At 68.5% G+C, this 26,037-nt stretch carries 25 protein-coding genes; 19 read left to right on the forward strand and 6 right to left on the reverse strand.

The genetic code is table 11. The annotated features are described in order from the left end of the window. Positions 1 to 66: 66 nt before the first annotated feature. From sufB to HUN07_RS12650, 7 genes are read left to right on the forward strand one after another with little or no spacing between them, the layout of a single operon-like run. A complete protein-coding gene (gene sufB / locus HUN07_RS12620; RefSeq protein WP_174910009.1) occupies positions 67 to 1,512 on the forward strand; it encodes a Fe-S cluster assembly protein SufB in 1,446 nt (481 codons plus the stop codon). Further along, positions 1,512 to 2,699 (forward strand): Fe-S cluster assembly protein SufD, encoded by a 1,188-nt coding sequence (gene sufD / locus HUN07_RS12625; RefSeq protein ID WP_174910011.1) that lies wholly within the window; start codon positions 1,512 to 1,514, stop codon positions 2,697 to 2,699. The genes sufB and sufD overlap by 1 nt, the downstream gene beginning before the upstream one ends. A 48-nt stretch (positions 2,700 to 2,747) precedes the next feature. Then, entirely contained in the window at positions 2,748 to 3,545 is a 798-nt protein-coding gene (sufC, locus tag HUN07_RS12630; protein ID WP_114722736.1) for a Fe-S cluster assembly ATPase SufC, read from the forward strand. Positions 3,546 to 3,550: 5 nt separating this feature from the next. Further along, positions 3,551 to 4,813 carry a cysteine desulfurase gene (locus HUN07_RS12635; protein ID WP_174910013.1) on the forward strand — a complete coding sequence of 421 codons (1,263 nt, stop codon included), beginning with the start codon at positions 3,551 to 3,553 and terminating at the stop codon, positions 4,811 to 4,813. A gap of 2 nt (positions 4,814 to 4,815) precedes the next feature. Further along, positions 4,816 to 5,310 (forward strand): Fe-S cluster assembly sulfur transfer protein SufU, encoded by a 495-nt coding sequence (gene sufU / locus HUN07_RS12640; protein ID WP_114722738.1) that lies wholly within the window; start codon positions 4,816 to 4,818, stop codon positions 5,308 to 5,310. Then, entirely contained in the window at positions 5,307 to 5,717 is a 411-nt protein-coding gene (locus HUN07_RS12645; protein WP_114722739.1) for a metal-sulfur cluster assembly factor, read from the forward strand. The genes sufU and HUN07_RS12645 overlap by 4 nt, the downstream gene beginning before the upstream one ends. A gap of 4 nt (positions 5,718 to 5,721) precedes the next feature. Then, on the forward strand, positions 5,722 to 6,213 hold the full coding sequence (locus tag HUN07_RS12650; RefSeq protein ID WP_181818832.1) for a DUF1990 domain-containing protein: 492 nt from the start codon (positions 5,722 to 5,724) through the stop codon (positions 6,211 to 6,213). A gap of 4 nt (positions 6,214 to 6,217) precedes the next feature. On the opposite strand, the gene ku is transcribed toward HUN07_RS12650, so the two are convergent. Beyond that, the gene (ku, locus tag HUN07_RS12655; protein ID WP_114722740.1) at positions 6,218 to 7,051 is read right to left on the reverse strand and encodes a non-homologous end joining protein Ku; all 834 of its coding nucleotides are present in this window, start codon (positions 7,049 to 7,051) and stop codon (positions 6,218 to 6,220) included. A 196-nt stretch (positions 7,052 to 7,247) separates the two neighbouring features. Here ku and HUN07_RS12660 point away from each other — a divergent pair, with 196 nt between their 5' ends. After that, entirely contained in the window at positions 7,248 to 8,243 is a 996-nt protein-coding gene (locus tag HUN07_RS12660) for an alkaline phosphatase family protein (protein WP_174910015.1), read from the forward strand. Position 8,244: 1 nt separating this feature from the next. Here HUN07_RS12660 and HUN07_RS12665 read toward each other — a convergent pair whose 3' ends face one another. Continuing rightward, positions 8,245 to 9,330, reverse strand: a complete 1,086-nt coding sequence (locus HUN07_RS12665) for a lycopene cyclase family protein (protein ID WP_254622987.1) — start codon at positions 9,328 to 9,330, stop codon at positions 8,245 to 8,247. A 29-nt stretch (positions 9,331 to 9,359) separates the two neighbouring features. Next, positions 9,360 to 10,130 (reverse strand): SDR family oxidoreductase, encoded by a 771-nt coding sequence (locus tag HUN07_RS12670; protein ID WP_174910017.1) that lies wholly within the window; start codon positions 10,128 to 10,130, stop codon positions 9,360 to 9,362. A gap of 163 nt (positions 10,131 to 10,293) precedes the next feature. Between HUN07_RS12670 and HUN07_RS12675 the strand changes: the two genes are divergently transcribed. The 3 genes from HUN07_RS12675 (at position 10,294) to HUN07_RS12685 (ending at position 12,962) form a co-directional block, all read left to right on the forward strand. Then, positions 10,294 to 11,925 (forward strand): ABC-F family ATP-binding cassette domain-containing protein, encoded by a 1,632-nt coding sequence (locus HUN07_RS12675; protein ID WP_174910019.1) that lies wholly within the window; start codon positions 10,294 to 10,296, stop codon positions 11,923 to 11,925. Between the two features lie 105 nt (positions 11,926 to 12,030). Continuing rightward, the gene (locus tag HUN07_RS12680) at positions 12,031 to 12,273 is read left to right on the forward strand and encodes a helix-turn-helix domain-containing protein (protein ID WP_114723021.1); all 243 of its coding nucleotides are present in this window, start codon (positions 12,031 to 12,033) and stop codon (positions 12,271 to 12,273) included. A 167-nt stretch (positions 12,274 to 12,440) separates the two neighbouring features. Continuing rightward, positions 12,441 to 12,962, forward strand: a complete 522-nt coding sequence (locus HUN07_RS12685; protein ID WP_174910021.1) for a hypothetical protein — start codon at positions 12,441 to 12,443, stop codon at positions 12,960 to 12,962. A 158-nt stretch (positions 12,963 to 13,120) separates the two neighbouring features. Here HUN07_RS12685 and HUN07_RS12690 read toward each other — a convergent pair whose 3' ends face one another. The 3 genes from HUN07_RS12690 to acnA all read right to left on the reverse strand — a co-directional run bounded on the left by HUN07_RS12690 (position 13,121) and on the right by acnA (position 17,430). After that, positions 13,121 to 13,777: a maleylpyruvate isomerase family mycothiol-dependent enzyme gene (locus tag HUN07_RS12690; RefSeq protein ID WP_254622916.1), complete on the reverse strand. Its 657-nt coding sequence runs from the start codon at positions 13,775 to 13,777 to the stop codon at positions 13,121 to 13,123. A 170-nt stretch (positions 13,778 to 13,947) separates the two neighbouring features. Further along, the gene (locus HUN07_RS12695; RefSeq protein WP_174910025.1) at positions 13,948 to 14,517 is read right to left on the reverse strand and encodes a TetR/AcrR family transcriptional regulator; all 570 of its coding nucleotides are present in this window, start codon (positions 14,515 to 14,517) and stop codon (positions 13,948 to 13,950) included. A 111-nt stretch (positions 14,518 to 14,628) separates the two neighbouring features. After that, the gene (gene acnA, locus HUN07_RS12700; RefSeq protein WP_174910027.1) at positions 14,629 to 17,430 is read right to left on the reverse strand and encodes an aconitate hydratase AcnA; all 2,802 of its coding nucleotides are present in this window, start codon (positions 17,428 to 17,430) and stop codon (positions 14,629 to 14,631) included. Between the two features lie 320 nt (positions 17,431 to 17,750). On the opposite strand from acnA, the gene HUN07_RS12705 reads away from it, so the two are divergent. The 8 genes from HUN07_RS12705 (at position 17,751) to HUN07_RS12740 (ending at position 26,025) form a co-directional block, all read left to right on the forward strand. Then, entirely contained in the window at positions 17,751 to 18,320 is a 570-nt protein-coding gene (locus HUN07_RS12705; protein WP_174910029.1) for an Rv1476 family membrane protein, read from the forward strand. A 359-nt stretch (positions 18,321 to 18,679) separates the two neighbouring features. Then, positions 18,680 to 20,128: an NlpC/P60 family protein gene (locus tag HUN07_RS12710; protein ID WP_174910030.1), complete on the forward strand. Its 1,449-nt coding sequence runs from the start codon at positions 18,680 to 18,682 to the stop codon at positions 20,126 to 20,128. Positions 20,129 to 20,225: 97 nt separating this feature from the next. Beyond that, complete coding sequence (locus tag HUN07_RS12715; RefSeq protein WP_114723026.1) at positions 20,226 to 21,341, forward strand: AAA family ATPase; 1,116 nt, start codon at positions 20,226 to 20,228, stop codon at positions 21,339 to 21,341. After that, complete coding sequence (locus tag HUN07_RS12720) at positions 21,338 to 22,294, forward strand: DUF58 domain-containing protein (RefSeq protein WP_114723027.1); 957 nt, start codon at positions 21,338 to 21,340, stop codon at positions 22,292 to 22,294. The genes HUN07_RS12715 and HUN07_RS12720 overlap by 4 nt, the downstream gene beginning before the upstream one ends. Further along, complete coding sequence (locus HUN07_RS12725) at positions 22,291 to 23,271, forward strand: VWA domain-containing protein (RefSeq protein ID WP_114723028.1); 981 nt, start codon at positions 22,291 to 22,293, stop codon at positions 23,269 to 23,271. Before HUN07_RS12720 ends, HUN07_RS12725 begins: the two co-directional genes overlap by 4 nt. Positions 23,272 to 23,339: 68 nt before the next feature. Continuing rightward, on the forward strand, positions 23,340 to 24,062 hold the full coding sequence (fabG1, locus tag HUN07_RS12730; RefSeq protein WP_114723029.1) for a 3-oxoacyl-ACP reductase FabG1: 723 nt from the start codon (positions 23,340 to 23,342) through the stop codon (positions 24,060 to 24,062). Positions 24,063 to 24,114: 52 nt separating this feature from the next. Continuing rightward, positions 24,115 to 24,912 carry an NADH-dependent enoyl-ACP reductase InhA gene (gene inhA / locus HUN07_RS12735; RefSeq protein WP_174910034.1) on the forward strand — a complete coding sequence of 266 codons (798 nt, stop codon included), beginning with the start codon at positions 24,115 to 24,117 and terminating at the stop codon, positions 24,910 to 24,912. 42 nt (positions 24,913 to 24,954) lie between these two features. Then, positions 24,955 to 26,025 (forward strand): ferrochelatase, encoded by a 1,071-nt coding sequence (locus tag HUN07_RS12740; protein ID WP_174910036.1) that lies wholly within the window; start codon positions 24,955 to 24,957, stop codon positions 26,023 to 26,025. The last annotated feature ends 12 nt before the right edge of the window (positions 26,026 to 26,037 follow it).

A 26,037-nucleotide genomic window follows, 5' to 3' on the forward strand; every position in this document is an offset into this window, starting at 1 on the left:
CTCGATTTTCTCCCTGCCGGTGTCCAGCTCTCACCGGTACGTACCAAGACTCCGGAAGGAGCTCGCATGACCGTCACATCAGACCAGGTGACACCCGAGGCGCCACTGACGCAGGAAGAGACGATCGCCTCGCTGGGCAATTACGGCTACGGCTGGTCGGACTCCGACGCCGCCGGTGCCAGTGCACAGCGAGGTCTGTCCGAGGCCGTCGTGCGGGACATCTCATCGAAGAAGAACGAGCCCGAGTGGATGCTCGACATCCGCCTCAAGGCGCTCAAGACCTTCGACAAGAAGCCCATGCCGCACTGGGGTTCGAACCTCGACGGCATCGATTTCGACAACATCAAGTACTTCGTGCGGTCCACCGAGAAGCAGGCCGAGAGCTGGGAAGACCTGCCCGAGGACATCAAGAACACGTACGACAAGCTGGGCATCCCGGAGGCGGAGAAGCAGCGCCTGGTCGCCGGCGTCGCCGCGCAGTACGAGTCCGAGGTGGTCTACCACCAGATCCGTGAGGATCTCGAGGCTCAGGGCGTGATCTTCCTCGACACCGACACCGGTCTGCGCGAGCACCCGGAGATCTTCCAGGAGTACTTCGGCTCGGTCATTCCGGCCGGCGACAACAAGTTCTCCGCGCTGAACACCGCCGTCTGGTCCGGTGGCTCGTTCATCTACGTCCCGCCGGGTGTCAAGGTCGACATCCCGCTGCAGGCCTACTTCCGGATCAACACCGAGAACATGGGTCAGTTCGAGCGGACGCTGATCATCGTCGACGAGGGCGCCTCGGTGCACTACGTCGAGGGCTGCACGGCCCCGATCTACAAGTCCGACTCGCTGCACTCCGCGGTCGTCGAGATCATCGTCAAGAAGGGCGGCCACTGCCGCTACACGACGATCCAGAACTGGTCGAACAACGTCTACAACCTGGTGACCAAGCGCACCAAGGTCGAGGCCGGCGGATCCATGGAGTGGATCGACGGCAACATCGGCTCCAAGGTCACGATGAAGTACCCGGCCGTGTGGATGATGGGCGAGCACGCCCGCGGCGAGGTTCTCTCCGTCGCGTTCGCCGGCGAGGGCCAGCACCAGGACACGGGTGCGAAGATGCTGCACCTGGCGCCGCACACGTCGTCGACGATCGTCAGCAAGTCCGTCGCCCGCGGCGGCGGCCGCGCGTCCTACCGCGGCCTGGTCCAGGTCAACAAGGGTGCGCACGGGTCGAGGGCGACCGTCAAGTGTGACGCCCTGCTGGTCGACCAGATCAGCCGTTCCGACACGTACCCGTACGTCGACGTCCGCGAGGACGACGTGACGATGGGCCACGAGGCGACGGTGTCGAAGGTCAGCGACGACCAGTTGTTCTACCTCATGAGCCGCGGTCTGACCGAGGACGAGGCGATGGCCATGGTGGTGCGAGGGTTCGTCGAGCCCATCGCCAAGGAGCTGCCGATGGAGTACGCCCTCGAGCTCAACCGCCTGATCGAACTGCAGATGGAAGGGGCGGTGGGCTAGTGAGCACCCCCGTGACGGGAGTACAGGGTGCGGTGGCCGGCGAGAACGTCGCCCCCGCAACCAACAAGGGTGAGGTCTTCACCTCGTTCGACGTGAATGCGTTCGAGGTGCCCGCCGGACGCGACGAGGCGTGGCGGTTCACCCCGCTGCGCCGGCTGCGGGGTCTGCACGACGGCACCGCCGTCGCATCCGGCTCGGCCGCTGTCGAGGTCACCGGTGGCGACGTCACCGTCGAGACCGTCGGCCGTGACGATGCCCGCCTCGGCCAGGGCGGCGTCCCGTTCGATCGAGTCGCCGCGCAGGCGTACTCGTCGTTCGAGACGGCGACCGTCGTGACCGTCGGTCGCGAGACCGAGGTGGCGGAGCCGATCAACATCGTCGTCACCGGACCCGGTGAGGGCCAGGTGGCGTTCGGTCACCTGCAGATCCGCCTCGAGACCTTCGCGAAGGCGACCGTCGTCCTCGATCAGAAGGGCAGCGGAACCTACGCGGAGAACGTCGAGTTCGTGCTCGGCGACGGCTCGTCGCTGACCGTCGTCGCGGTCCAGGACTGGGAGGACGACGCGGTGCACGCGGCGGCCCACCACGCGATGCTCGGCCGGGACGCGGTGCTGCGGCACACCTCGGTGAGCCTGGGCGGCGACCTCGTCCGGATCACGCCGACGGTCAAGTACGCGGGCCCCGGCGGCGACGCCGAGCTGCTCGGCCTCTACTTCGCCGACGCCGGTCAGCACTTCGAGCAGCGCCTGCTGGTGGACCACTCGCAGCCGCACTGCAAGTCGAATGTCGTGTACAAGGGTGCGCTGCAGGGCGATCCGGCCTCCGGTAAGCCCGACGCACACACCGTGTGGATCGGCGACGTGCTGATTCGTGCCGAGGCCGAGGGCACCGACACGTTCGAGCTCAACCGCAACCTGGTGCTCACCGACGGCGCGCGCGCCGACTCCGTGCCGAACCTCGAGATCGAGACCGGCGAGATCGTGGGCGCCGGACACGCCAGCGCGACCGGACGTTTCGACGACGAGCAGCTGTTCTACCTGCGCGCCCGGGGTATTCCCGAGGACCAGGCGAGGCGACTGGTGGTGCGTGGTTTCTTCCACGAGATCATCAACCGCATCGCCGTTCCCGAGGTGCGCGAGCGCCTCGAGGCCGCGGTCGAGGCCGAACTCGCCGCCGTCGGCGCCTGATCCGGGCCCGCCTCCAGCTTTCCGCCGATACTTCCCAGAGGAAATCGAATGTCTACCCCTGAAAACTCGGTTCTCGAAATCAAGGACCTGCACGTCAACGTCGCCAGCTCGGACGAGAACGCCGAGCCGATCAACATCCTCAAGGGCGTGAACCTCACCGTCCGCTCGGGTGAGACCCACGCGATCATGGGCCCCAACGGCTCCGGCAAGTCCACCCTGTCGTATGCGATCGCCGGCCACCCCAAGTACGAGGTGACCTCCGGTTCGATCACCCTCAACGGTGAGAACGTCCTGGAGATGAGCGTCGACGAGCGCGCCCGCGCCGGTCTCTTCCTGGCCATGCAGTACCCGGTCGAGGTTCCGGGCGTGTCGATGTCGAACTTCCTGCGCACCGCTGCCACCGCGGTCCGTGGCGAGGCCCCCAAGCTGCGCCACTGGGTCAAGGAGGCCAAGGAGGCGATGGTCGAGCTCGAGATCGATCCCGCGTTCGCCGAGCGCAGCGTCAACGAGGGCTTCTCGGGTGGCGAGAAGAAGCGCCACGAGATCCTGCAGCTGGGTCTGCTCAAGCCGAGGATCGCGATCCTCGACGAGACCGACTCCGGCCTGGACGTCGACGCGCTGCGCGTCGTCTCCGAGGGCGTCAACCGCTACAAGGAGCGTGAGAACGGCGGCATCCTGCTGATCACGCACTACACGCGGATCCTGCGCTACATCGAGCCCGAGTTCGTGCACGTGTTCGTGAACGGCCGCATCGTCGAGTCCGGTGGCGCCGAGCTCGCCGACGAGCTCGAGACCAACGGCTACGTGCGGTTCACCCAGGCTGCAGCGTCCGGGGCAGAGGCGTAGTTCGGATGACCACCACGGCGGCAGCGCTGGACGTCACCAGGATCCGGGAAGACTTCCCGATCCTGGGACGTACCGTGCGCGACGGAAAGCCCTTGGTGTACCTGGACTCCGGTGCCACGTCGCAGCGTCCGGTCCAGGTGCTCGACGCCGAGCGGCACTTCCTCACCACGTGCAACGCCGCGGTGCACCGCGGTGCGCACCAGCTGGCCGAGGAGGCCACCGACGCGTACGAGGGTGCCCGCAGTGCGATCGCGTCGTTCGTCGGCGCCGAGGCGGACGAGCTGGTGTTCACCAAGAACGCCACCGAGTCGCTCAACCTGGTTGCACACGTGTTCGGTGACGACCGGTTCTCCCGGGTCGTCGGCCCGGGCGACGAGATCGTCGTGACCGAGCTCGAGCATCACGCGAATCTCGTTCCGTGGCAGGAGCTTGCGCGCCGCACGGGCGCGACGCTGCGCTGGTACGGCATCACCGACGACGGGCGCATCGACCTGGACTCGCTCGAGCTGACCGACAAGGTCAAGGTCGTCGCGTTCACGCACCAGTCGAACGTGACCGGTGCGATCTCGCCGGTGACCGAGCTGGTCCGCCGGGCGCAGGCCGTGGGCGCGCTGACGGTGCTCGACGCATGTCAGTCCGTGCCGCACATCGCCGTCGACTTCCACGCTCTCGACGTCGATTTCGCGGCGTTCTCGGGACACAAGATGCTCGGCCCGTCCGGCGTCGGCGTCCTCTACGGCAAGCGCGCGCTGCTGGCGTCGATGCCGCCGTTCATCACGGGCGGCTCGATGATCGAGACCGTGACGATGGAGGGCAGCACGTACGCGCCCCCGCCGCAGCGCTTCGAGGCCGGTGTGCCGATGACGTCGCAGGTGGTCGGGCTCGGTGCCGCCGTGAAGTACCTCGAGGACATCGGCATGGATGCCATCGCGGCACACGAGCATCAGCTCGTCACCGCGGCGCTGGAGGGGCTCGCCGGGATTCCCGGCGTCCGCATCGTCGGCCCGACGGACGGAATCGACCGCGGCTCTGCCGTGTCGTTCCTCGTCGACGGGATCCACGCCCACGACCTGGGCCAGGTCCTCGACGACGACGGCGTGGCCGTCCGCGTCGGCCATCACTGCGCGTGGCCGATGCACCAGCGGTTCGGCATCGCCGCCACCGCGCGGGCGTCGTTCGCGCTGTACAACACCCTCGACGAGGTCGATGCCCTGATCGCCGGTATCCGGCGGGCGCAGGACTTCTTCGGGGTCGGCGGAGGAGCCTGAGCGTGCGTCTGGAGCAGATGTACCAGGAAGTGATCCTGGACCACTACAAGCACCCGTTGGGTCGCGGTCTGCGCGATCCGTTCGGCGCCGAGGTGCACCACGTGAACCCGACGTGCGGTGACGAGATCACGCTGCGCGCGCACCTGTCGGAGGGTGAGGACGGCCGGCCCGTCGTCGCCGACATCTCCTACGACGGCCAGGGCTGCTCGATCAGCCAGGCGTCGACGTCGGTGATGTTCGACCAGATCGTGGGTATGCCCCTCGATGAGGCGCTGCGCACGGTCGACGCGTTCAGCGAGATGGTGAGCAGTCGGGGCACCGTCGAGGGTGACGAGGACGTGCTCGGCGACGGCATCGCGTTCAGCGGCGTGTCGAAGTACCCGGCGCGCGTGAAGTGCGCGCTGCTGGGATGGATGGCTTTCAAGGACGCCGTTGTTCGAATAGTCGACGGCAATCCCGAAGACGACCTTGCTCGAACCGGAGGACAGACATCATGACCGAGACCCAGGCCGAGCAGGCCCAGCCCGAGAACGCGGCGACCGAGGCCGAGAGCGGTGCCGAGTACGGCGCATCGCTCACCCCGGAGCGCCTCGACGAGCTCGAGGAGGCGATGCGTGACGTCGTCGACCCCGAACTCGGTATCAATGTCGTCGACCTCGGCCTGGTCTACGACTTCAAGGAGATCGACGAGAACGGCATCGACGTCGTCCTACTCGACATGACGCTGACGTCCGCGGCCTGCCCGCTGACCGACGTCATCGAGGAGCAGTCCAAGCGCGCCCTGGTGAACAGCAGCCTGTGCGACGAGCTGCGGATCAACTGGGTCTGGATGCCGCCGTGGGGCCCGGACAAGATCACCGAGGACGGCCGCGAGCAGCTGCGCGCGCTCGGCTTCACGGTCTAGCGGGTTGGCCCGGGATTCCCGGGTACTGACCTACCGCGAGGTCGGTGCCACCGCCGGAGAGCTGCCGGCCGGCTACCGACACCTGCGGGAATCGACCGCCATCGGACGCGGCGAGGATGCCTTCCTCGCCGCGTCCGACGCGTTGATGGGCTGGGATGTCCACCGGCGTGCATGCCTACGGGTGGAGGCCGAGTCGCCGATCGCGGTGCCCGGCACCACCGTCGAGTTGCGGTGGTTCGGCTTCACGATCCCGTGCCGCGTGATCTACGTCGTCGACGAGCCCGACCGTCGCGGATTCGCGTACGGCACGCTGACCGGTCATCCCGAGTCGGGGGAGGAGCGGTTCTGCGTCGAACGCCACGCCGACGGCGCGGTGGTGGCGACGATCACCGCGTTCTCGCGTCCCGGCCGCTGGTTCACCCGCGTCGGCGACCCGGTGGCACGTCTCGTGCAGCGTGCGATGACGCGGCGCTATCTGGACGCGTTCGCCGACTGACGCGTCAGGCCCGCTTGCGGCCCGCCTTCTTCGCGGGTGCGGGCTTGACGTCCTCGCCGGCCGCCTCGAGACTGCGCTGCAGGGCCGCGACCAGGTCGACCACCTCGGCGTCCTCGCCGCCTGCCTCGGCCCGTTCGGCGGCGGGGATGACCTTCTTGCCACCGCTGGCGATCGCGTCGTCCAGGAGTTGGCGGAGCTGGATCTGGTAGTCGTCGGTGAACTCGGTGGGGTCGAAGTCCTCGGCCATGCTCTCGACGAGCGTGCCGGCCATCTTCAGTTCCTTGGCCTTCGGTTCCTCGGCGTCGTCGAGGGACGGGAATGCGGCCGCGCGGACCTCGTCGGGCCACAGCAGTGTCTGGATCACCAGCACCCCGTCCCGTTCCCGCAGTGCCGCCAGTCGGGTCTTCTGGCGGAGGGTGAAGTGCACCAGTGCGGTGCGATCGGTCTTCGCGAGTGTCTTCGCCAGCAGCACGTACGCCTTCGGTGTGGCCGAGTCCGGCTCGAGGTAGTAGCTCTTCTCGAACAGGATCGGATCGATCTGGTCGGTGGGCACGAACTGCAACACCGGGATCTCGTGTTGCTCGGCCGCCGGCAGCTTCTCGAAGTCCTCGTCGGTGAGGATGACGCGATCGCCGTCGTCGGAGTCGTAGGCCTTGTCGATGTCCGCGAACTGCACCGTCTGGCCGCATTCACTGCACACCCGGTTGTACTTGATCCGTCCGCCGTCCTTGGCGTGGACCTGATGGAAGCGGATGTCGTGGTCCTCCGTCGCGGAGTACACCTTGACCGGCACGTTGACCAGCCCGAACGCGATGGAACCCTTCCAGATTGATCGCATGGAACCCACTATTGCCCAGATCGGGGCACGGTGTCGGCTCCGCCGAGAAGATCATCACCATCTCGAGACATTTCGGCGACGTCGGACCGACAGGCAGGCGTCGCCGCGGCGTCTGCGGCGAACGCCCGTCGAACAGTCGACGAACAGTCCGTCCGGCGTCGGGAGAATTGGTCTAGTCCAATTCAGGCTGTTCGTTGTGACTAACAACATCACATCCCCCAAGGCCCTGTCCCTCCTCCTCGCCGCCGGTGCCGTCGCGGCCGGTGTCGTCGGCGCAGCGGGTACCGCGAGCGCCGCGCCCACGCCGTCGGTCACCAAGACCGTCGTCATCGGACTCGACGGCACGATGCTCGACTACGTCAAGGACGCGAACACCCCCAACCTGCATCGGCTGATCGCCGAGGGCACCAGCGGGCAGTCGTCGATCCTCGGTCACCCGACGATCTCCGGTCCGTCGTGGTCGACGATCCTCACCGGCGTGTGGCACACCAAGCACGGTGTGGTCGACAACTCGTTCAACGGCTCGCGCTACGACCGGTACCCGACGGCCTTCACCCGCATCGAGCAGGTGAAGCCCGAACTGCGCACCGCCTCGATCTCGACGTGGGGCGGCATCGCCACCATCGCCGGATCGGGCACGCCCAAGGCCGACGTCGTCGTGACGACCCCGGGTGCCGGCAGCGAGGCCGCGACCGACGCGGCCACCGCGACTGCCGTCGCCGCCGAGATCGCCTCCAATGGTCCGGATTTCGTCTTCACCCAACTCGACCAGGTGGACGGCGCCGGACACTCCTCGGGCACCGCCGGATCGGAGTACGCGCCGGCCCTCGAGCGCGTCGACGCCGAGGTCGGCAAGATCGTCGACGCGGTCGACGCGCGCAGCAACGCCACCGGCGAGAAGTGGACGATCATCGTCACCTCCGACCACGGCCACAAGCCGAACGGCGGCCACGGCGGCCAGAGTGCCGAGGAGGCAACGACGTTCGTGATCGCGCGCGGTGCGGGCTACCAGGCCGGCGTCGCCGACGACGAGTACACGATCGCCGACGTCGCTCCCACGGTCCTCGACAACCTGGGCAGCGCCCAGCCCGCCGACCTCGACGGCGCCCCGCTGCCCAAGGCCGCGCCGACCGCGACCGGTTCCCTCGGCCGGCTGCCGTCGTGGATCCCGACGGGCTCGCTCGGGTCCTGAGTCACGACCGTCGGACGCCGGCTGCCGCCAGCGTCCGACGGATCGGCGGCGGTGCTTTCCGGAAGATCTCCCACATCGCCGCGGCGATGGCCGCGGGTTGATCACGTCCGGACAGGTAGGCCCGCTGCCGATCCACCGGCAGAGTGAAGAAGGCCTCGAAGAACTCGGCGGTGCATGCCGGATCGAGGCTCAGCAGCGCCCGTAACCCCACCTCGCGCAGGGTCCGGACGGCTCGGGTGGGTAACGGCCACAATGCTTTTCTGGGGTCCCTGCCGGTGGTGAGCGCGGTGACCACGTCGTCGACCGCGCACAGGGACGCCGCCACGCTGTAGCCGGTGCCCGGGTGGACCAGTCCTGCTCGGGCACCGAACGCGGCCACCGCGGACCTGCCGTGCGGAGCCTCCACGGGAAAGCGCACCCGTTCGGCCGGCGTGTCGGCGGGCAGTTCGACGCCGCGGTTGCGCAGCCGGGCCGCGAGTCGCGTGCGCAGCGAATCGAGCGGCAATCCGGGCCGTCCCACGAGACAGGTCTCCTCGAGCAGCACCCGGTCGGCGCCGACGGGGACGGCATACAGGAACGACGCCGGATCGTCCGGCGCGGTGCCGTTGTCGCGGCGCCAGTCCATGAACCAGCCGTCGGCGCCGGCCATCGCGGGCGCAGCGACCTCCACGGACACCACGATCCCGAACGCGGTCTGCTCCGCCAGCGCAGGATCGGGGCGCAGGCCGCGCGAATCGATCACCCGTGCCGCGCGGATCTGCGTGCCGTCACGCAACGTGACCGTGCCGGGGCCGATCTCGGCCGCTACCCCGCGAACGACGCGATCGAATCCGAGCCGCGCATGCAGGGCGGAGTTGTCGAGCACGGCGTACGCGCGGTCGAGGCTCCGTTCGCGCGTCGTCCACACCCGGGGTCGGGACACCCGGGCACGCAACACCGACGAATCCAGCCAGGACGGCAGTTCGTCGACCCAGGCCGCGTAGGTGGGCGTCCACGGTCGGTCGGGCGTCGGGTCGACACCCACCACCCGCAGCCCGGCGGCGGCGGCGCGGTGGGCGAGGGCGCGGCCGGCGGGACCGAGGCCCACCACCGCGACATCGGCGGAGAACGTAGGGATCAGAGCCCGCCCGTCGCGAGCAGTCCGCCGTCGACGCGGACGGTCTCGCCGGTGATCCAGGCGGCATCGTCGGAGACGAGGAAACCGACCAGGCCGGCGACGTCCTCCGGGGTTCCCAGCCGCTTCATCGGGTAGACCGACGACGCCTGATCCTCGCCGGCCGACACGAGGGCCGCCGCGAACTTGGTCTTCACCACGCCGGGGGCGACGGCGTTGACCCGGATCTTCGGCCCGAGCTGCCACGCGAGTTCCTCGGTGAGCCGGATCAGCGCGGCCTTCGAGGCGCCGTACGCGGCGATGACGCCGGTCGAGCGGATGCCGGCGACGCTCGCGAGGTTCACGACCGCGCCACCGTGCTCGCCCATCCAGGCCCGGTACGCCTCCTGGACGTAGCCGAGGGCGGCGACGACATTGACGTCGAAGATCTTGCGGACGGCGTCGAGGTCGGCGTCCATCAGCGCGCCGTAGACCGGGTTGATGCCGGTGTTGTTGATCAGGATGTCGATCGATCCAAGGTCGCTCACCGTGCGGGCGACGGCCTCGGTGCGGGCGTCGGCGTCGCCGGAGTTCCCGACGATCGCGATGACCTTGCCGGCGTGCCCGAGGGCGCGCAGGTCCGCGGCCGCTTCCTCGAGCGGTTCGGGTTTGCGCGCGGTCACCACGACGTTGGCGCCGCGCCCCAGCAGTTCCGCGGCGATGGCCTTGCCGATTCCTCGGCTGGCGCCGGTGACGAGGGCGTTGCGTCCCTGCAGATCGTTCGCACGTGTCATGGAGCCGAACGTTAGCCGACTCACTGCACCGCGGTGTGGCGACAATCCCGCGTCACGGTAAAATCGGTGGTTCTTGTGCTCTATCGCGGGCACGATGACGTCCGAATGGCGCAGTGCGTGCGCTTCGGGGCCGTCCCGCCTTTTCTCACCTAGGGAGTTTTGCTTGATTACCGCCACCGACCTCGAAGTTCGTGCCGGTGTGCGGACGCTGCTGTCTGCCCCGGGTTCGGCGTTGCGTGTGCAGGCCGGGGACCGGATCGGTCTGGTCGGGCGTAACGGTGCCGGCAAGACGACCACCCTGCGCATCCTGGCGGGGGAGGGCGAACCCTACGCGGGTGCGGTGATCCGCAGCGGCGAGTTGGGGTACCTGCCGCAGGACCCCAAGGAGGGCAACCTCGACGTCCTCGCGAAGGACCGGGTGCTGTCGGCGCGGGGTCTCGACGAGATCATGCGCAAGATGGAAAAGCAGCAGACCATCATGGCCGAGGCCGTCGACGACGCGGTCCGTGACAAGGCCGTGCGCAAGTACGGTTCGCTCGAGGACCGGTTCTCCGCCCTCGGCGGGTATGTCGCCGAGTCCGAGGCGGCCCGCATCTGCAACAGCCTCGGGCTGGCGGATCGCATCCTGGAGCAGCCGCTGCGCACCCTCTCCGGTGGTCAGCGTCGCCGCGTGGAACTGGCCCGGATCCTGTTCGCGGCCTCGGACGGCTCGGGCGGCAAGTCGAACACCACGCTGCTGCTCGACGAGCCCACCAACCACCTCGACGCCGACTCGATCACGTGGCTGCGCGGGTTCCTGCAGAACCACGACGGCGGCCTGATCGTGATCAGTCACGACGTGGACCTGCTCAACGACGTCGTGAACCGGGTGTGGTTCCTCGACGCCGTGCGCGGCGAGGCCGACATCTACAACATGGGCTGGAAGAAGTACCTCGACGCCCGCGCCACCGACGAGCAGCGGCGCCGGCGTGAACGCGCCAACGCCGAGAAGAAAGCCGGCGCGCTGCGCGTGCAGGCGGCCAAGCTCGGCGCGAAGGCGACCAAGGCGACCGCGGCGCAGAACATGGCCAAGCGCGCCGACAAGATGATGGCCGCTCTCGACGAGGTGCGGGTGGACGACAAGGTCGCGCACATCCGCTTCCCGGAGCCCGCCACCTGCGGCAAGACACCGCTGATGGCCGAGAACCTGACCAAGATGTACGGCTCCTTGGAGATCTTCGCCGGTGTCGATCTGGCGATCGACCGTGGCAGCCGGGTGGTCGTGCTCGGGCTCAACGGCGCCGGCAAGACGACGCTGCTGCGCATCCTGGCGGGCACCGAAACGCCCAATGCGGGCGAGCTGGTGCCCGGTCACGGGCTGAAGATCGGCTACTTCGCGCAGGAACACGACACCCTCGACGACGACGCGACTGTGTGGGAGAACATCCGGCACGCCGCCCCCGACACCGGGGAGCAGGACCTGCGCGGTCTGCTGGGGGCGTTCATGTTCACCGGGCCGCAGCTCGAGCAGCCGGCGGGCACCCTGTCCGGTGGCGAGAAGACACGTCTGGCGCTGGCCGGGCTGGTGTCGTCGGCGGCGAATGTGCTGCTGCTCGACGAGCCGACCAACAACCTCGACCCGATCTCACGCGAGCAGGTGCTCGACGCGCTCCGCAGCTACACCGGCGCCGTCGTCCTGGTCACGCACGACCCGGGCGCCGCCGAGGCACTGAACCCGGAGCGGGTCATCCTGCTGCCTGATGGGCAGGAAGATCACTGGTCCCAGGAGTACCTCGAACTCATCCAGCTCGCCTGATTCGTCCCATCCCCGCTGGCTGAGCGAGTTTTCGGTTTGTTGATCACGCGTCGATCGGTGATCTAGCCTGGAAACCGGGGCTCGCTCAGCTGACCGGAGGATGTCATGGCGGAGAGCACGGGGATCGGCGGGGTTTCCGGCGGGGTTTCCCGGGGGGCCCGAATCACCGGGGAATCGCGTGACAAACTCCGCGACGAACTGAAAGCCCAGTACGAAGCCGGTGCGAGCATCCGCACCCTCGCCGAACAGACCGGCCGCTCGTACGGGTTCATCCACAACGTGCTCGTCGAGGCGGACGTGACACTGCGGCGGCGGGGTGGGCCGAACCGGCGCAAGAAGACTGTTTGACCAGGCTGTTACCGGATCGGGGAGCTTCTGGTGGGATCCCACCAGCCGGAGCCAACAGGGATTCCAGTTTCGATCGGCCGGTCCGCGAGATTCTGCCGTCCGGCGAGGGCTTGTGGTATCACGGAAAATCGCCAGCTTGAAGGTCCGCGTTATGTACTGTCCGAATCATGCGTATGCGGGCTGTAGCTGCGTCCTTGCTGCTCGCTGCCGCCGTGGCCGGTTGCGCGAGCACCGGTACGGGCGGTGATGGGCTCGACTCGCCCGTATCCTCGCCGCCGAGTGAGGAATCTCAGCTCTACTCCGCTGCGCTGCACCAACTGGTTCTCGTCGACAATCCCTTCGCGAGATCGCCGTCGCCGGTCGGGTACGTCTACGTCGTCGACGGTTCGCAGTTCGACACCGACCTGAAGAACGACATCACCGCACAGTCCGGCGATCTTCCCTCTGTCGAGTTCATTGCAAGCCCTGATCAGCGGGCAGATGTCGGAAGGCAAGGCTTGACTGGCGTCGAGAACGACGGAGTCATCATCGAGCTCGATCCGACGCAGCGACAGGACGACGGGAGGGCCCACGCCGGCGTACGACTATGGTGTGGCATCGATTGCGGAATCGGGCTCACCTACGTCCTCGAGCGCATCGACGGACAGTGGACAGTCACCGGAACGACGGGCCCCGTTACCATTTCCTGAAGCATGGTTCTTGTTCGGTGCGCCACCGCTACGTCGTCGCGCGAGGCTGTAACTGGACTCCGCGGGGAGGCCGCCGTTTCCATTCGACACGGATGCCTACGGATCCCCGCCGGGTCGCCACCCACACCCAACGCCGACGTCCATCCGGGAGTGGCCCGCTAGACGTTTGCCGGTGGGCGGCCGGATGAGGAACCGCCGAGCCGTACTCGCAGCGTCGCCAGGCCGGGGCCCTCGAGCTCGTTCGCGACATCGCCGCGTCCGGCGACGGACATGAGCAGGGCCTCGCCGGGTCCGCGGACTTCAGGTCCGCTTCCCGCGGTCCAGTCCAGGTCTGTTGCCGCCAATCGAAGGCCCCGGATCCGTCGGTGTGCGCCTATCGGGGGCGCGATGCGCGCGAAGTCGAGAGCGGGCACGAGCGCCTCGGCGGGGATATCCCGGGGGAGGCCGAGCGGCCGACGAATGTCCTGCTGGTGGATCATGCCGTCGACGAGCGCGATTCGGCTCCCGAATGCGGTGGTGAGTCCTCGGGGCTGCAGGCTGCGATCCAGTAAGTCGAGCAGTTGGTGTGGGCTGTGCTCTGCGAAGTCGTCCAGCCCGATCGCGTTGGCGCGGTCGAACCGCAACCAACCGCGAGCGAACCTGCTCGCCACCCCGCCGGGGCCCAGCTCCTCGTAGCTCAGCATGTGGGCAACGACGTCGCGGACGCTCCAGCCCGCGCACAACGATGGCGTCTGCCACTGCTGTGGGGTGAGTGAATGCAGGAGAGTCGCGAGTTGGGTCCGCTCGGCGCGGGCCAACTCCTTCACGTCACGCACTGCAACTCCCGGACTGGTCCAAGACCACGAGTAGCCCGTGCCCATTGCCGGCCGTTCCCCTGTTGTGCCGCGGTCGGCGATCAGTAGCCATGACGCAGTATCACTCGATCTCGGCCGGCGGCGGGCCGGTTACGCGCGAACGCCCGCAGCTGATGAAGGGACGAGTCGGTTCAGGTATCTCTGCGACGCACCGATTCCTCGACGAGATCGAGCACGGCCGAGAGGTTCTCGCCGCCGTGGCCGGAGGCGATGCGTGCGATCAGGCCGTCGAGGACCAGGTCGAGGTAGTCGAGCAGAACGTCGGTAGGCAGGTCGTCGCGCAGGCGTCCGGCCGACTTCTGGCGCTCGAGGCGGCGGACGGTGGCCTCGGTGAGTTCGGCACTGCGCTGCGTCCAGTCGCGGGCGAACTCGGGGTCGGTGCGCAGCCGTCGGGCGATTTCGAGTCGCGTTCCGAGCCAGTCGAACTGCTCGGGGGACGCGAGCATGTCGCGCATCACCTGGACCAGACCGCCCTCGGCGACGACGTCGGCCATGCGTTTGGCGTCCTCGTGGGCAAGGGCGAGGAACAGTCCGTCCTTGTCCTTGAAGTGGTGGAAGATCGCACCGCGCGAGAGCCCGGTGGTTTCCTCGAGGCGGCGCACGGTGGCGCCGTCGTAGCCGTACTGCGCGAAGCACTGGCGGGCCCCGTCCAGAATCTGGCTCCGCCGCGCCGCGAGATGGTCTTCACTGACCTTGGGCACAGCCGACATCCTTTCGTACGAAACTGCAACGGCGGGCCCGAGACTGACGTCCCGAGCCCGCCGTCAACGCGCTGAGTGATCCCGGGGAACCGGGATCACACGATCAGGTGACTAGCCCCGGATCATGTTGCGCAGCACGTACTGCAGGATGCCGCCGTTGCGGTAGTAGTCCGCCTCACCGGGGGTGTCGATACGGACGACCGCATCAAACTCTGTACGAGACCCATCCGCCTTGGTCGCGGTGACCTTGACCGTCTCCGGGGTGACGCCCTCGTTCAGCTTCGCGACGCCCGCGATGTCGAAGGTCTCGGTGCCGTCCAGGCCCAGCGAGCCTGCCGACTCACCTGCCGGGAACTGCAGCGGGACGACGCCCATGCCGATCAGGTTCGAGCGGTGGATGCGCTCGAACGACTCGACGATGACGGCCTTGACGCCGAGCAGGCTGGTGCCCTTGGCGGCCCAGTCACGCGACGAACCGGAGCCGTACTCCTTGCCGCCCAGCACGACCAGCGGGATGCCGGCGGCCTGGTAGTTCTGCGACGCGTCGTAGATGAACGACTGCGGGCCACCCTCGAGGGTGAAGTCGCGGGTGTAGCCGCCCGAGACGTCGTCGAGGAGCTGGTTGCGCAGACGGATGTTCGCGAACGTGCCGCGGATCATCACCTCGTGGTTACCGCGACGCGAGCCCAGGGAGTTGTAGTCCTTGCGCTCGACACCGTTGGCGTCCAGGTACTGCGCGGCCGGGGTACCGGGCTTGATCGGGCCGGCCGGGCTGATGTGGTCGGTGGTGACCGAGTCGCCGAGCAGCGCGAGCACGCGGGCGCCCGAGATGTCGGTGACCGGAGCCGGATCCATCGTCATGCCGTCGAAGTACGGCGCCTTGCGGACGTAGGTCGACTTCTCGTCCCACGCGAAGGTATCGCCCTCCGGGGTGGCCAGGTTCTGCCAGCGCTCGTCGCCTGCAAAGACCGTGGCGTAGGACTTGCGGAACATGTCCTGGCTGATGGCCGACTTGATGGTGTCGTCGATCTCCTGCGCGGACGGCCAGATGTCCTTGAGGAAGACGTCGTTGCCGTCCTGGTCCTGACCCAGCGCGTCGGTCTCGAAGTCGAAGTCCATGGTGCCGGCCAGCGCGTACGCGATGACGAGCGGCGGGGACGCCAGGTAGTTCATCTTGACGTCGGGGGAGATGCGACCCTCGAAGTTGCGGTTGCCGGAGAGCACCGCGGTGACCGACAGGTCGTGCTCGTTGATCGCCTTGGAGATCTCCTCCGGCAGCGGACCGGTGTTACCGATGCACGTGGTGCAGCCGTAACCGCCGAGGTAGAAGCCGAGCTTCTCGAGGTACGGCCACAGGCCGGCCTTCTCGTAGTAGTCGGAGACGACCTGCGAACCCGGAGCCATGTTGGTCTTGACCCACGGCTTGGTCTCGAGGCCCTTCTCGACCGCATTGCGGGCGAGCAGAGCGGCGCCGAGCATGACCGACGGGTTCGACGTGTTGGTGCAGGAAGTGATGCCGGCAACCGCGACCGCGCCGTGGTCGAGAACGAACTCGCCGCGCTCGGTCTTCACCGTCACCGGCTTGCTCGGGCGTCCGTGCGAACCGTTGGCGGCCGACGGAATCACCGAGGCGACGTCGGAGACGCCGGCCGTCGAGGCCGGGTCGGACGCCGGGAAGGACTCCTCGACGGCCTCGTCCAGCGCGGAGTGGGCGGCCTCGGCACCGTTGGTGACGTAGGTGACGATGTCGCGACGGAACGCGTCCTTCGACTCCGACAGCAGGATGCGGTCCTGAGGACGCTTCGGGCCGGCGATCGACGGCACGACCGTCGACAGGTCCAGCTCGAGGTACTCGGAGTACGCGGGCTCGTGGTCCGCGTCGTGCCACATGCCCTGCTCCTTGGCGTACGCCTCGACGAGCGCGAGCTGCTCCTCGGAACGTCCGGTCAGACGCAGGTAGTTGATGGTCTCGCCGTCGATCGGGAAGATCGCTGCGGTGGAACCGAACTCGGGGCTCATGTTGCCCAGGGTCGCGCGGTTGGCCAGCGGCACCTCGGCGACGCCCGCACCGTAGAACTCGACGAACTTGCCGACCACGCCGTGCTTGCGCAGCATGTCGGTGACGGTGAGCACGACGTCGGTCGCGGTCACGCCGGGCTTGATCTCACCGGTCAGCTTGAAGCCGACGACGCGCGGGATCAGCATGGAGACCGGCTGGCCGAGCATGGCAGCCTCGGCCTCGATGCCGCCGACGCCCCAGCCCAGCACGCCCAGGCCGTTGACCATCGTGGTGTGCGAGTCGGTGCCGACGCAGGTGTCGGGGTATGCCTGACCGTTGCGGGTCATGACGGTGGGCGCCAGGTACTCGATGTTGACCTGGTGCACGATGCCCATGCCCGGGGGGACGACCTTGAAGTCGTCGAACGCGCCCTGGCCCCAGCGCAGGAACTGGTAACGCTCGCCGTTGCGCTGGTACTCGAGGTCGACGTTGCGCTCGAGAGCGTCGGCGCGGCCGAAGACGTCGAGGATCACCGAGTGGTCGATGACCATGTCGGCGGGGGAGAGCGGGTTGACCTTGTTCGGGTCGCCGCCGAGGGCGGTGACGGCCTCACGCATGGTGGCGAGGTCGACGACACAGGGCACGCCGGTGAAGTCCTGCATGATCACGCGCGCGGGGGTGAACTGGATCTCGACGCTCGGCTGCGCCGAGGGGTCCCAGTTCGCGATGGCGCGAATGTGATCGGCGGTGATGTTGGCACCGTCCTCGGTGCGCAGCAGGTTCTCGGCGAGAACCTTCAGCGCGTAGGGCAGCTTCTCGGTGCCGGGGACGGACGCGAGGCGGAAGATCTCGTACGAGTTGTCTCCGACCTCGAGCGTTCCCTTGGCGCCGAACGAATCAATACTGGTGGTCACGTCAGCTCCACTCGTCTTTGAGGTTCGCCGTCGACGGGGCTGTGTCGACGGCTGAAGCGAGGCACGCGAACAGGGCCCGATTCGGTCGGCGGACCGAACCCGACAGTTCCGCGGGCGTCTCCAAACGAGTCTAACAGTACGCTTGTCCTGTGAGACTGCAGGGTATTGCCGAGTTCCGGCCGGGGCTGACGGGCCTGCTCGCGTCGGTCCAATCCTCACGCAGTCGGCGCGCGGGCGCAACGGACGAGGCGGTCTCGGCGGCGGGCCGTCACGTACTGTGCAGTGCACGCTTGCCCTTCGTCACCGAACCCGGATGAGAGATGTCTGCTCCTATCGCGCATGCCCTGCTCCCGCTCGTCGCCACCATTCCCGATGGCGTCTCCGTCGACTCGGTGCTCGCGGACCTCGCGGACGACGGAGTCTCGGCGCCCGCATCGGACGTGGAGGGTCTGCGCGACGTCGTGATCCGCGCCGAGGAGCACGGGATCAAGCTCAGTGTCGTTGTCGTGGACAAGGAGCCGGGCCGATCCGAGCAGTTGCGGGACCTCGCGACCGAGGTGGGGCAGACCGAGGGCGGCACGGTGCTGGTGCTCGGACCGTCGGCGCCCGGCACCTACAGCGACACCGTGAGCCGGGTCGTGCTCGAGGGTGCGCAGGACCGCACGTACACCGGTAACCCCGTCGAGTCGGCGAACAACTTCGTCGACGAGATCACCGAGCCCGGTACGCCGTGGGGCCTCGTCACCGCCCTCCTGGTGCTGGTGGTGGTGCTGGTGGGCGGGGTCTCCTACTTCGCGAAGTCGTGCCGTGGACCCGCCCCCGCGTCTGCCCCGTCCGGTCCGGCCGTGGGCGCCGATGCCGATTCCGACGGGGACAGCGCCGCCCGCTGACGCCCGGCGTTCGCCGCCCGAACTCCCACCCACCGTCCCGACCGCCCGTACCTGCGCGAGGGCCGTCGATTCGGCGTATTCGCGCCATTTCCCCAGGTCGAATTACGTCCACGTCATTTGTGACAAGAGTTCACCAGAGAGCGCAAAGTGTCGTACGGTGCCAATGGCACTTTTTGGGGAAGAAGTGTCGCGAGAGTGATGTGACGATTCGCGTGACCGTTGTGCCGTCACGCGATCTGCGCGTCGCCGGCGGTGCCGTCGGCGTACCTCCCCGCACGGGCCGGACAAGCCGCCGGCCCGGTCACAGCCTTAGGGAGGGTGTTGTGAGGCGGAGGGGTTCTAGGAGTTCACGCGGTGGCGTGCGACGTCCGGGCTTCTCGCGGACGCGTTCACGGTTCGCCCGAGTCGTGTTGGGTGTGAGCATCGTCGGCGCGCTGGTATCGGGGACACCGGGCATCGCGGCCGCCGTGCCGCCGCCACCGCCCAATCCGTCCGATGCCGAGATCCAGAGCGGCAACGCGCAGGTCTCCGAGGGCGTCGTCCAGGTGGGTGACCTCATCAACCGAGTGGCCACCGCGAACCAGGAGTTGTCGCGGCTCGACGACGAGGTCGCGATCAAGCGCGAGGATGTCAATCGCGCCCTCGTCGACCTGCAGAGCGCTCGGGACGCCGCGGATGCCGCGGGCGGCATGGTGGCGCAGAGCCAGCAGGCACTTCGTGACGCCGGAACGCAGATCGAGCAGGCCCAGAAGCGGTTCACCGACTACGCGGTGTCGAGTTACACCAAGGGGCGCAACGTCGCGTCGCTGTCTTCGTACTTCGGTGCCGAGGGGCCCGACGACATCCTGGACCGCGCCCAGATCATGCGGGTGCTGTCGGGGAGCCAGAAGGCGGTTCTCGAGAACCTGCAGCGGGCGCGGACCGAGCAGGCCAACCGGGACTCCGCCGCCCGCGAGGCCAAGCAGCGCGCGGACGCCGCGGCAAGCGAGGCCGAGTCGAAGAAGGCGGAGGCGGAACAGGCGATCGTCTCGGCCCGGAGTGCGCTCGAGGAACAGGCCACCCGGAAGGCTCAGATCGAGGCCGACCGCAATTCGGCCCAGGCGCAGCTCGACGCCGCCCGGAGCAACGTTGCCGGACTGCAGGGCCAGCGCGAGGCATACATCAACTGGGACAACCAGCGGCAGGCGGAGGAAGCAGCCGCTGCTGCCGCCGCTGCCGCCGCCGCCGAGGCCGCGCGGCGGGCCGCGGAGGATCGCGCGGCGAACGAGCGGGCGGCCCAGCTGGCGGACGGTGAGCGCCCACACACCCAGATCGACGACGGGGACTCCGGCTGGACGCCACCGGCCCAGTCCCAGCCACGCCCGATGTCTCCGGCCGTCACCGGGAGCGCGGCGATCGAGACGGTGATCGACCGTGGCATGTCGCAGCTGGGCGTCCCGTACGCGTGGGGTGGCGGGAACGCCAGCGGCCCGACACTGGGCATCCGCGACGGCGGCGTCGCCGACAGCTTCGGCGACTTCGACAAGGTCGGATTCGACTGCTCGGGACTGATGATCTACGCGTTCGCCGGTGTCGGAATCTCCTTGCCGCACTACACCGGATATCAGTACACGGCGGGCACCCAGGTGGCGTCGTCGGACATGCGTCGTGGCGACATGATCTTCTACGGCCCGAACGCGAGTCAGCACGTCGCCCTCTACCTCGGTGACGGGCAGATGCTCGAGGCGCCGCAGTCCGGGTCGATCGTGAAGGTCTCGCCGGTGCGGTGGGACGGGATGACGCCCTACGCTGTCCGTATGGTGTCCTAGGTCACCTCGCCTGCGTGCGGGGAACGGGTGACACCTGGAATAGTTGAGCAGACAGTCGAGTCGATGAGAACGATCTAGGTGGAAGCGGGGATTCTTGGTGACCTCACGTGACGGCGCGGTAGCTGGGTCCGGCTCGGAGGGAGCGCACGCGAGCGCGGGGGCGCCGGCGTCCGATCTCGCTCGTGACGTGCACACCCTCGAGCGGGCGATCTACGAGGTCAAGCGAGTCATCGTCGGGCAGGACCGCCTGGTCGAGCGCATGCTCGTCGGCGTGCTGGCCAAGGGGCACGTGCTGCTCGAGGGCGTTCCGGGCGTCGCGAAGACGCTGGCCGTGGAGACGTTCGCGAAGGTCGTCGGCGGATCGTTCTCCCGCGTGCAGTTCACCCCGGACCTCGTGCCCACCGACCTGATCGGTACCCGCATCTACCGGCAGGGCCGCGAGCAGTTCGACACCGAGCTCGGCCCGGTCGTGGCGAACTTCCTGCTCGCCGACGAGATCAACCGCGCACCCGCGAAGGTGCAGTCGGCGCTGCTCGAGGTCATGGCCGAACGCCACGTGTCGATCGGCGGCAAGACGTACCCGATGCCCGAGCCGTTCCTGGTGATGGCGACGCAGAACCCGATCGAGAACGAGGGCGTCTATCCGTTGCCGGAAGCCCAGCGCGACCGCTTCCTGTTCAAGGTGCTCGTCGACTACCCGTCGGTGGAGGAGGAGCGCGAGATCGTCTACCGGATGGGCGTCGCCGCTCCGGAGCCGCATCAGGTTCTCGACGCGCACGAACTCGTCCGACTGCAGAAGGTCGCGAGCACCGTGTTCGTCCACCACGCGCTGGTCGACTATGTGGTCCGTGTGATCGCCGCGACGCGCACGCCTCGACAGTTCGGCCTCGACGACGTCGCCGGTTGGATCGCCTACGGGGCGTCGCCGCGCGCGACGCTCGGCATCATCTCCGCGTCCCGCGCCCTGGCGCTGCTCCGCGGACGCGACTACGTCGTCCCGCAGGACGTGCTCGAAGTCATTCCGGATGTGTTGCGCCACCGTCTGGTTCTGTCTTACGACGCGCTCGCCGACGAGGTGTCGCCGGACGACGTGATCACCCGGGTGCTGCAGACCGTCGGGCTGCCGCAGGTCGGCGCCCAGCCGGTTGCGCCGGTGGCACCGCCGGCGTTCGAGCCCGCGCACCTGTCCTCGTCGGGCACGCAGCAACAGTGACCCGTCGCGCGGGAGCAGTGCCGTCGTTCCGCTCCGGATCGCTGCGCGACCCGGAACTGACCGCCGCCCTGCGGACCCTCGAACTGACCGTCCGCCGACGCCTGGACGGGGTGCTCCACGGCGATCACCTCGGTCTGATCCCCGGTCCGGGCTCCGAACCGGGCGACGCCCGCGAGTACCAACCCGGTGACGATGTGCGCCAGATGGATTGGTCGGTGACCGCCCGCACCACCCATCCGCACGTCCGGCAGACGGTCGCCGACCGGGAGCTCGAGACGTGGCTCGTGGTCGACCTGTCGTCGAGTCTGGACTTCGGAACCGTCGGGTGCGAGAAGCGCGACCTCGCGGTGGCCGCGGCCTCGGCCATCACCTACCTCGCCGGCGGCAGCGGGAACCGGATCGGTGCCATCGTCGCCACCGGGGATCGGACGGTGCGGATTCCGGCGCGTGGGGGCCGCGTCCACGCGCAGGCGATGCTCCGGCGCATCGCGTCCACCCCGCACGCCGCCGACGGTGTCCGCGGCGACCTGCGCGGCGCGCTCGAGTCACTCCGCCGCCCGGAGCGCCGACGCGGTCTCGCCGTGGTCATCAGCGATTTCCTGGGGCCGATCGACTGGGAGCGCTCGCTGCGCGCCCTGTCCGGCCGGCACGAACTGCTCGGTGTCGAGGTACTCGACCCGCGCGATACGGCGCTGCCCGACGCGGGCGACGTCGTGCTGTTCGACCCCGAATCGGGTCGGACGCGTGAGTTCTCGACGACGCCCCGGTTGCGCGCCGACTTCGCGCGCGCCGCGCAGTCGCATCGCGACGACGTGGAGGCCGCGCTGCGACGCTGCGGGGCACCACGACTGAGCTTGAGTACCGATCGGGACTGGATCGCCGATGTCGTGCGGTTCGTCACCTCCCGTCGGCACAGCTACGGCGCTCCCGGGACCCGGGCGGCGCGCGGATGAGCCTGTCGCAGTTCGCTTCTCCCTGGTGGTTGTTGTTCCTGGTGGTCGTGGCGGGGTTGGCCGCGGGCTACGTCGTCATTCAGCGTCGCCGCCAGAAGCACGTGTTGCGCTTCGCGAACATGGAGCTGCTCGAGAAGGTCGCACCCAACCGGCCGAACCGGACCCGGCACATCCCGATCGCCCTGATGCTCGTCGGGCTGGTCTTCCTGACCGTCGCGCTCGCCGGGCCGACCGCCGACAAGCGGGTCCCGCGGAACCGCGCGACGGTGGTGCTGGTGATCGACGTGTCGCTGTCGATGAAGGCCACCGACGTCGAGCCGAGTCGTCTCGCGGCCGCGCAGGAGGCGGCGAAGTCGTTCGCCGACGGCCTGACTCCGGGGATCAACCTCGGGTTGGTCGCGTTCGCGGGCACCGCATCGGTTCTGGTGTCGCCGACGCCGAATCGCGACGAGACCAAGGCCGCGATCGACAACCTGAAGCTCAGCGAACGGACCGCGACCGGTGAGGCGATCTTCACCTCGCTGCAGTCGATCGACACGCTCGCAGCGGTTCTCGGCGGCAGCGAGCAGGCGCCGCCCGCCCGCATCGTGCTGCTCTCGGACGGCAAGCAGACCGTGCCGGAGAGCCCCGACGACCCGCGCGGTGGGTTCACCGCGGCCCGGCAGGCGAAGGACAAGGGCGTGCCGATCTCCACGATCTCGTTCGGTACGAGCTACGGCACCGTCGAGATCGAGGGCGACCGCATCCCGGTGCCGGTGGACGATCCCTCGCTCCGGGAGATCGCGAACCTCTCGGGCGGCAACTTCTTCACCGCGTCCAGCCTCGAGGAACTACGCGACGTGTACGACACACTCGAGGAGCAGATCGGTTTCGAGAACGCCCGCGGCGACGCCAGTCGACCCTGGCTCGTCCTCGGCGTGCTCTTCAGCGCGGCGGGACTCGCGACGGCACTCGTGCTGCGGCAGCGCCTGCCCTGATCTGGTCCGATACGTCGAATTCGTCCACCTCCGCCCGAAACCGGCAACCGAACAGATAGGTTGATCGCATGTCGAAATCCAGCTCCCCGTCCCGTTCCGTGCTCGTGACCGGAGGCAACCGCGGCATCGGCCTGGCCGTCGCGCAGCGCCTTCTGGAGGACGGGCACAAGGTTGCCGTCACTCACCGCGGGTCGGGTGTGCCGGAGGGCCTGTTCGGCGTCAAGTGCGATGTGACGGACGCGGAGTCGATCGACCGTGCCTTCAAGGAGGTCGAGGAGCATCAGGGTCCCGTCGAGGTCCTGGTCGCCAACGCCGGCATCACCGACGACACGCTTCTCATGCGGATGGACGAGGAGCAGTTCTCGCGCGTCATCGACTCCAATCTGACCGGCGCCTTCCGATGCGCCAAGCGCGCCAATCGGGCGATGCTGCGCGCCCGTTGGGGACGGATGATCTTCCTGGGCTCGGTCGTCGGCCTCGCCGGCCAGGCAGGCCAGATCAACTACGCGGCGTCGAAGGCCGGCGTCATCGGCATGGCGCGGTCGATCACCCGTGAACTGGGGTCGCGGTCGATCACCGCGAACGTGGTGGCACCGGGCTTCATCGAGACCGACATGACCGCGGAACTGTCGGAGGACCTGCGCGACACCGCCAAGAAGTTCATCCCGCTGCAGCGCCTGGGCAAGGCCGAGGACGTCGCCGCGGTGGTCAGCTTCCTCGCCTCCGAGGACTCCGCGTATGTCTCCGGTGCCGTGATCCCGGTCGACGGCGGCATGGGCATGGGCCACTAGGCCCTCCCGAAACATCACGCACCCACAGACTTTCATCTACAGGAGAAGCAACATGGGCGGACTGCTCGCGGGCAAGACCATTCTCGTCACCGGAATCATCACCGACGCATCCATCGCGTTCCACGTCGCGAAGGTGGCGCAGGAGCAGGGCGCGAAGGTGATCATCACCGGGTTCGACCGGCTCCGGCTGATCGATCGCATCGCGCAGCGTCTGCCGGAGCCGGTGCCGCCGGCCGTCGAGCTGAACGTCCAGGACGACGAGCATCTCGCGACGCTCGCCGACCGGGTCCGGGAGTTGGCGCCCGAGGGCATCGACGGGGTCGTGCACTCCATCGCCTTCTCGCCGCGCTCGGGTCTGGGTGCCCCGTTCCTGGACGCACCATGGTCGGACATCTCCAAGGCGATGGAGATCTCCGCGTACTCGTACGCCTCGCTTGCCAAGGCGCTGCTGCCGGTCCTCAACGACAACGCGTCCATTGTCGGCATGGACTTCGATCCGTCCCGTGCGATGCCGTTCTACAACTGGATGGGTGTGTCCAAGGCCACGCTCGAGGCGGTCAACCGGTACGTCGCCAAGGAGGTCGGCGTGCGCGGCATCCGCTCCAATCTCGTTGCGGCAGGGCCGGTCAAGACGCTGGCGGCGAAGGCCATCGCCGGCGACGCGACCGGTGCCGGCGACGAGTTGAACAAGCTGAACGCCGCGTGGGACAGTGCCGCGCCGATCGGCTGGGACGTCGACGACCCGACCCCCGTCGCCAAGAGCGTGTGCACGGTGCTCTCGGACTGGCTGCCCGGCACCACCGCGTCGATCATCTACGTCGACGGCGGCTTCCACGCGGTGGTCGGCTGACCCGTCCACGGCGGTGTTTCGGCGACGGGCGAGAATGAGGGCATGAGCGGTCAGCAGGACACGGAGTTCGACGCACTACTCGTGCTCTCGTTCGGGGGGCCCGAGAAGCCCGAGGACGTGCGGCCGTTCCTCGGGAACGTGACCCGGGGCCGGGGGATCCCGCCCGAGCGGCTCGACGCCGTCGCCGAGCACTACATGCACTTCGGCGGGGTGTCGCCGATCAACGCTCTCAACCGCGACATCATCGAGCGCGTCGAGGCGGATCTGCGCGTCGCCGGGATCGATCTGCCGGTGTACTTCGGCAACCGCAACTGGCACCCGATGGTGGAGGACACCGTCGCACGCATGCGTGACGACGGTGTCCGCACCGCGCTGGTGTTCCCGACGTCGGCCTGGGGCGGGTACTCCGGCTGCCGGCAGTACCACGAGGACATCGTCCGGGCCCGTGCGGCGGTCGGCGCCGACGCTCCGACGCTCGCGAAGCTGCGGCAGTACTACGACCATCCGCTCCTGATCGGGGCCTTCGCCGACGCGATCCGCGTTGCGCGACAGCAGCTTTCGGGGAACGTGCGGGAACGCGCGCGGCTGGTGTTCACGGCGCACTCGGTTCCGATCGCCGCCGATGCCGCCGCCGGGCCCCCGGCCGAGGGCGGGCATCTCTACAGCCGGCAGGTCGCCGAGGCGGCCCGCCTGTGTGCGGAGGCCGTCGGCGTCGACGACTTCGACCTGGTGTGGCAGTCGCGGTCCGGTCCGCCGCAGGTGCCGTGGCTCGACCCCGACATCTGCGATCACCTCGACACGGTGGCCGCCGCGGGTGCCCCGGCGGTGATCGTGTGCCCGGTCGGGTTCGTGTCCGACCACTTGGAGGTGGTGTGGGACCTCGACACCGAGGCCCGCGACAAGGCCGCGGAACTGGGCATCGAGTTCGTCCGGGTCGCGACGCCGGGCACCGATCCGCGTTTCGCTCGGATGGTGCGCGCGCTGGTCGAGGAGCGGCGAACCGGCACGGTGCCGGCTCGGCTCGGACGGGAGCCGCTGCTGGGCGCCACCGTGGACGGGCTGCCCTGCGCCACCGAGTGCTGCGCGCCGGCGCGTCGTCCGACGGGTCGCTGACGCCGGACCCGC

The sequence above is a fragment of the Rhodococcus sp. W8901 genome, from assembly GCF_013348805.1.
GTDB lineage: Bacteria > Actinomycetota > Actinomycetes > Mycobacteriales > Mycobacteriaceae > Prescottella.

What these genes read in the sequence shown, in the direction of transcription:
- HUN07_RS12705 (WP_174910029.1), top strand. Translation starts at nt 17,751, where the DNA reads ATGTCTGCTCCTATCGCGCATGCCCTGCTCCCGCTCGTCGCCACCATT.
- sufB (WP_174910009.1), top strand. Translation starts at nt 67, where the DNA reads ATGACCGTCACATCAGACCAGGTGACACCCGAGGCGCCACTGACGCAG.
- HUN07_RS12685 (WP_174910021.1), top strand. Translation starts at nt 12,441, where the DNA reads ATGCGTATGCGGGCTGTAGCTGCGTCCTTGCTGCTCGCTGCCGCCGTG.
- HUN07_RS12680 (WP_114723021.1), top strand. Translation starts at nt 12,031, where the DNA reads ATGGCGGAGAGCACGGGGATCGGCGGGGTTTCCGGCGGGGTTTCCCGG.
- sufC (WP_114722736.1), top strand. Translation starts at nt 2,748, where the DNA reads ATGTCTACCCCTGAAAACTCGGTTCTCGAAATCAAGGACCTGCACGTC.
- ku (WP_114722740.1), bottom strand. Translation starts at nt 7,051, where the DNA reads ATGCGATCAATCTGGAAGGGTTCCATCGCGTTCGGGCTGGTCAACGTG.
- HUN07_RS12670 (WP_174910017.1), bottom strand. Translation starts at nt 10,130, where the DNA reads ATGACACGTGCGAACGATCTGCAGGGACGCAACGCCCTCGTCACCGGC.
- HUN07_RS12740 (WP_174910036.1), top strand. Translation starts at nt 24,955, where the DNA reads ATGAGCGGTCAGCAGGACACGGAGTTCGACGCACTACTCGTGCTCTCG.
- HUN07_RS12645 (WP_114722739.1), top strand. Translation starts at nt 5,307, where the DNA reads ATGACCGAGACCCAGGCCGAGCAGGCCCAGCCCGAGAACGCGGCGACC.
- HUN07_RS12635 (WP_174910013.1), top strand. Translation starts at nt 3,551, where the DNA reads ATGACCACCACGGCGGCAGCGCTGGACGTCACCAGGATCCGGGAAGAC.
- fabG1 (WP_114723029.1), top strand. Translation starts at nt 23,340, where the DNA reads ATGTCGAAATCCAGCTCCCCGTCCCGTTCCGTGCTCGTGACCGGAGGC.
- inhA (WP_174910034.1), top strand. Translation starts at nt 24,115, where the DNA reads ATGGGCGGACTGCTCGCGGGCAAGACCATTCTCGTCACCGGAATCATC.
- HUN07_RS12725 (WP_114723028.1), top strand. Translation starts at nt 22,291, where the DNA reads ATGAGCCTGTCGCAGTTCGCTTCTCCCTGGTGGTTGTTGTTCCTGGTG.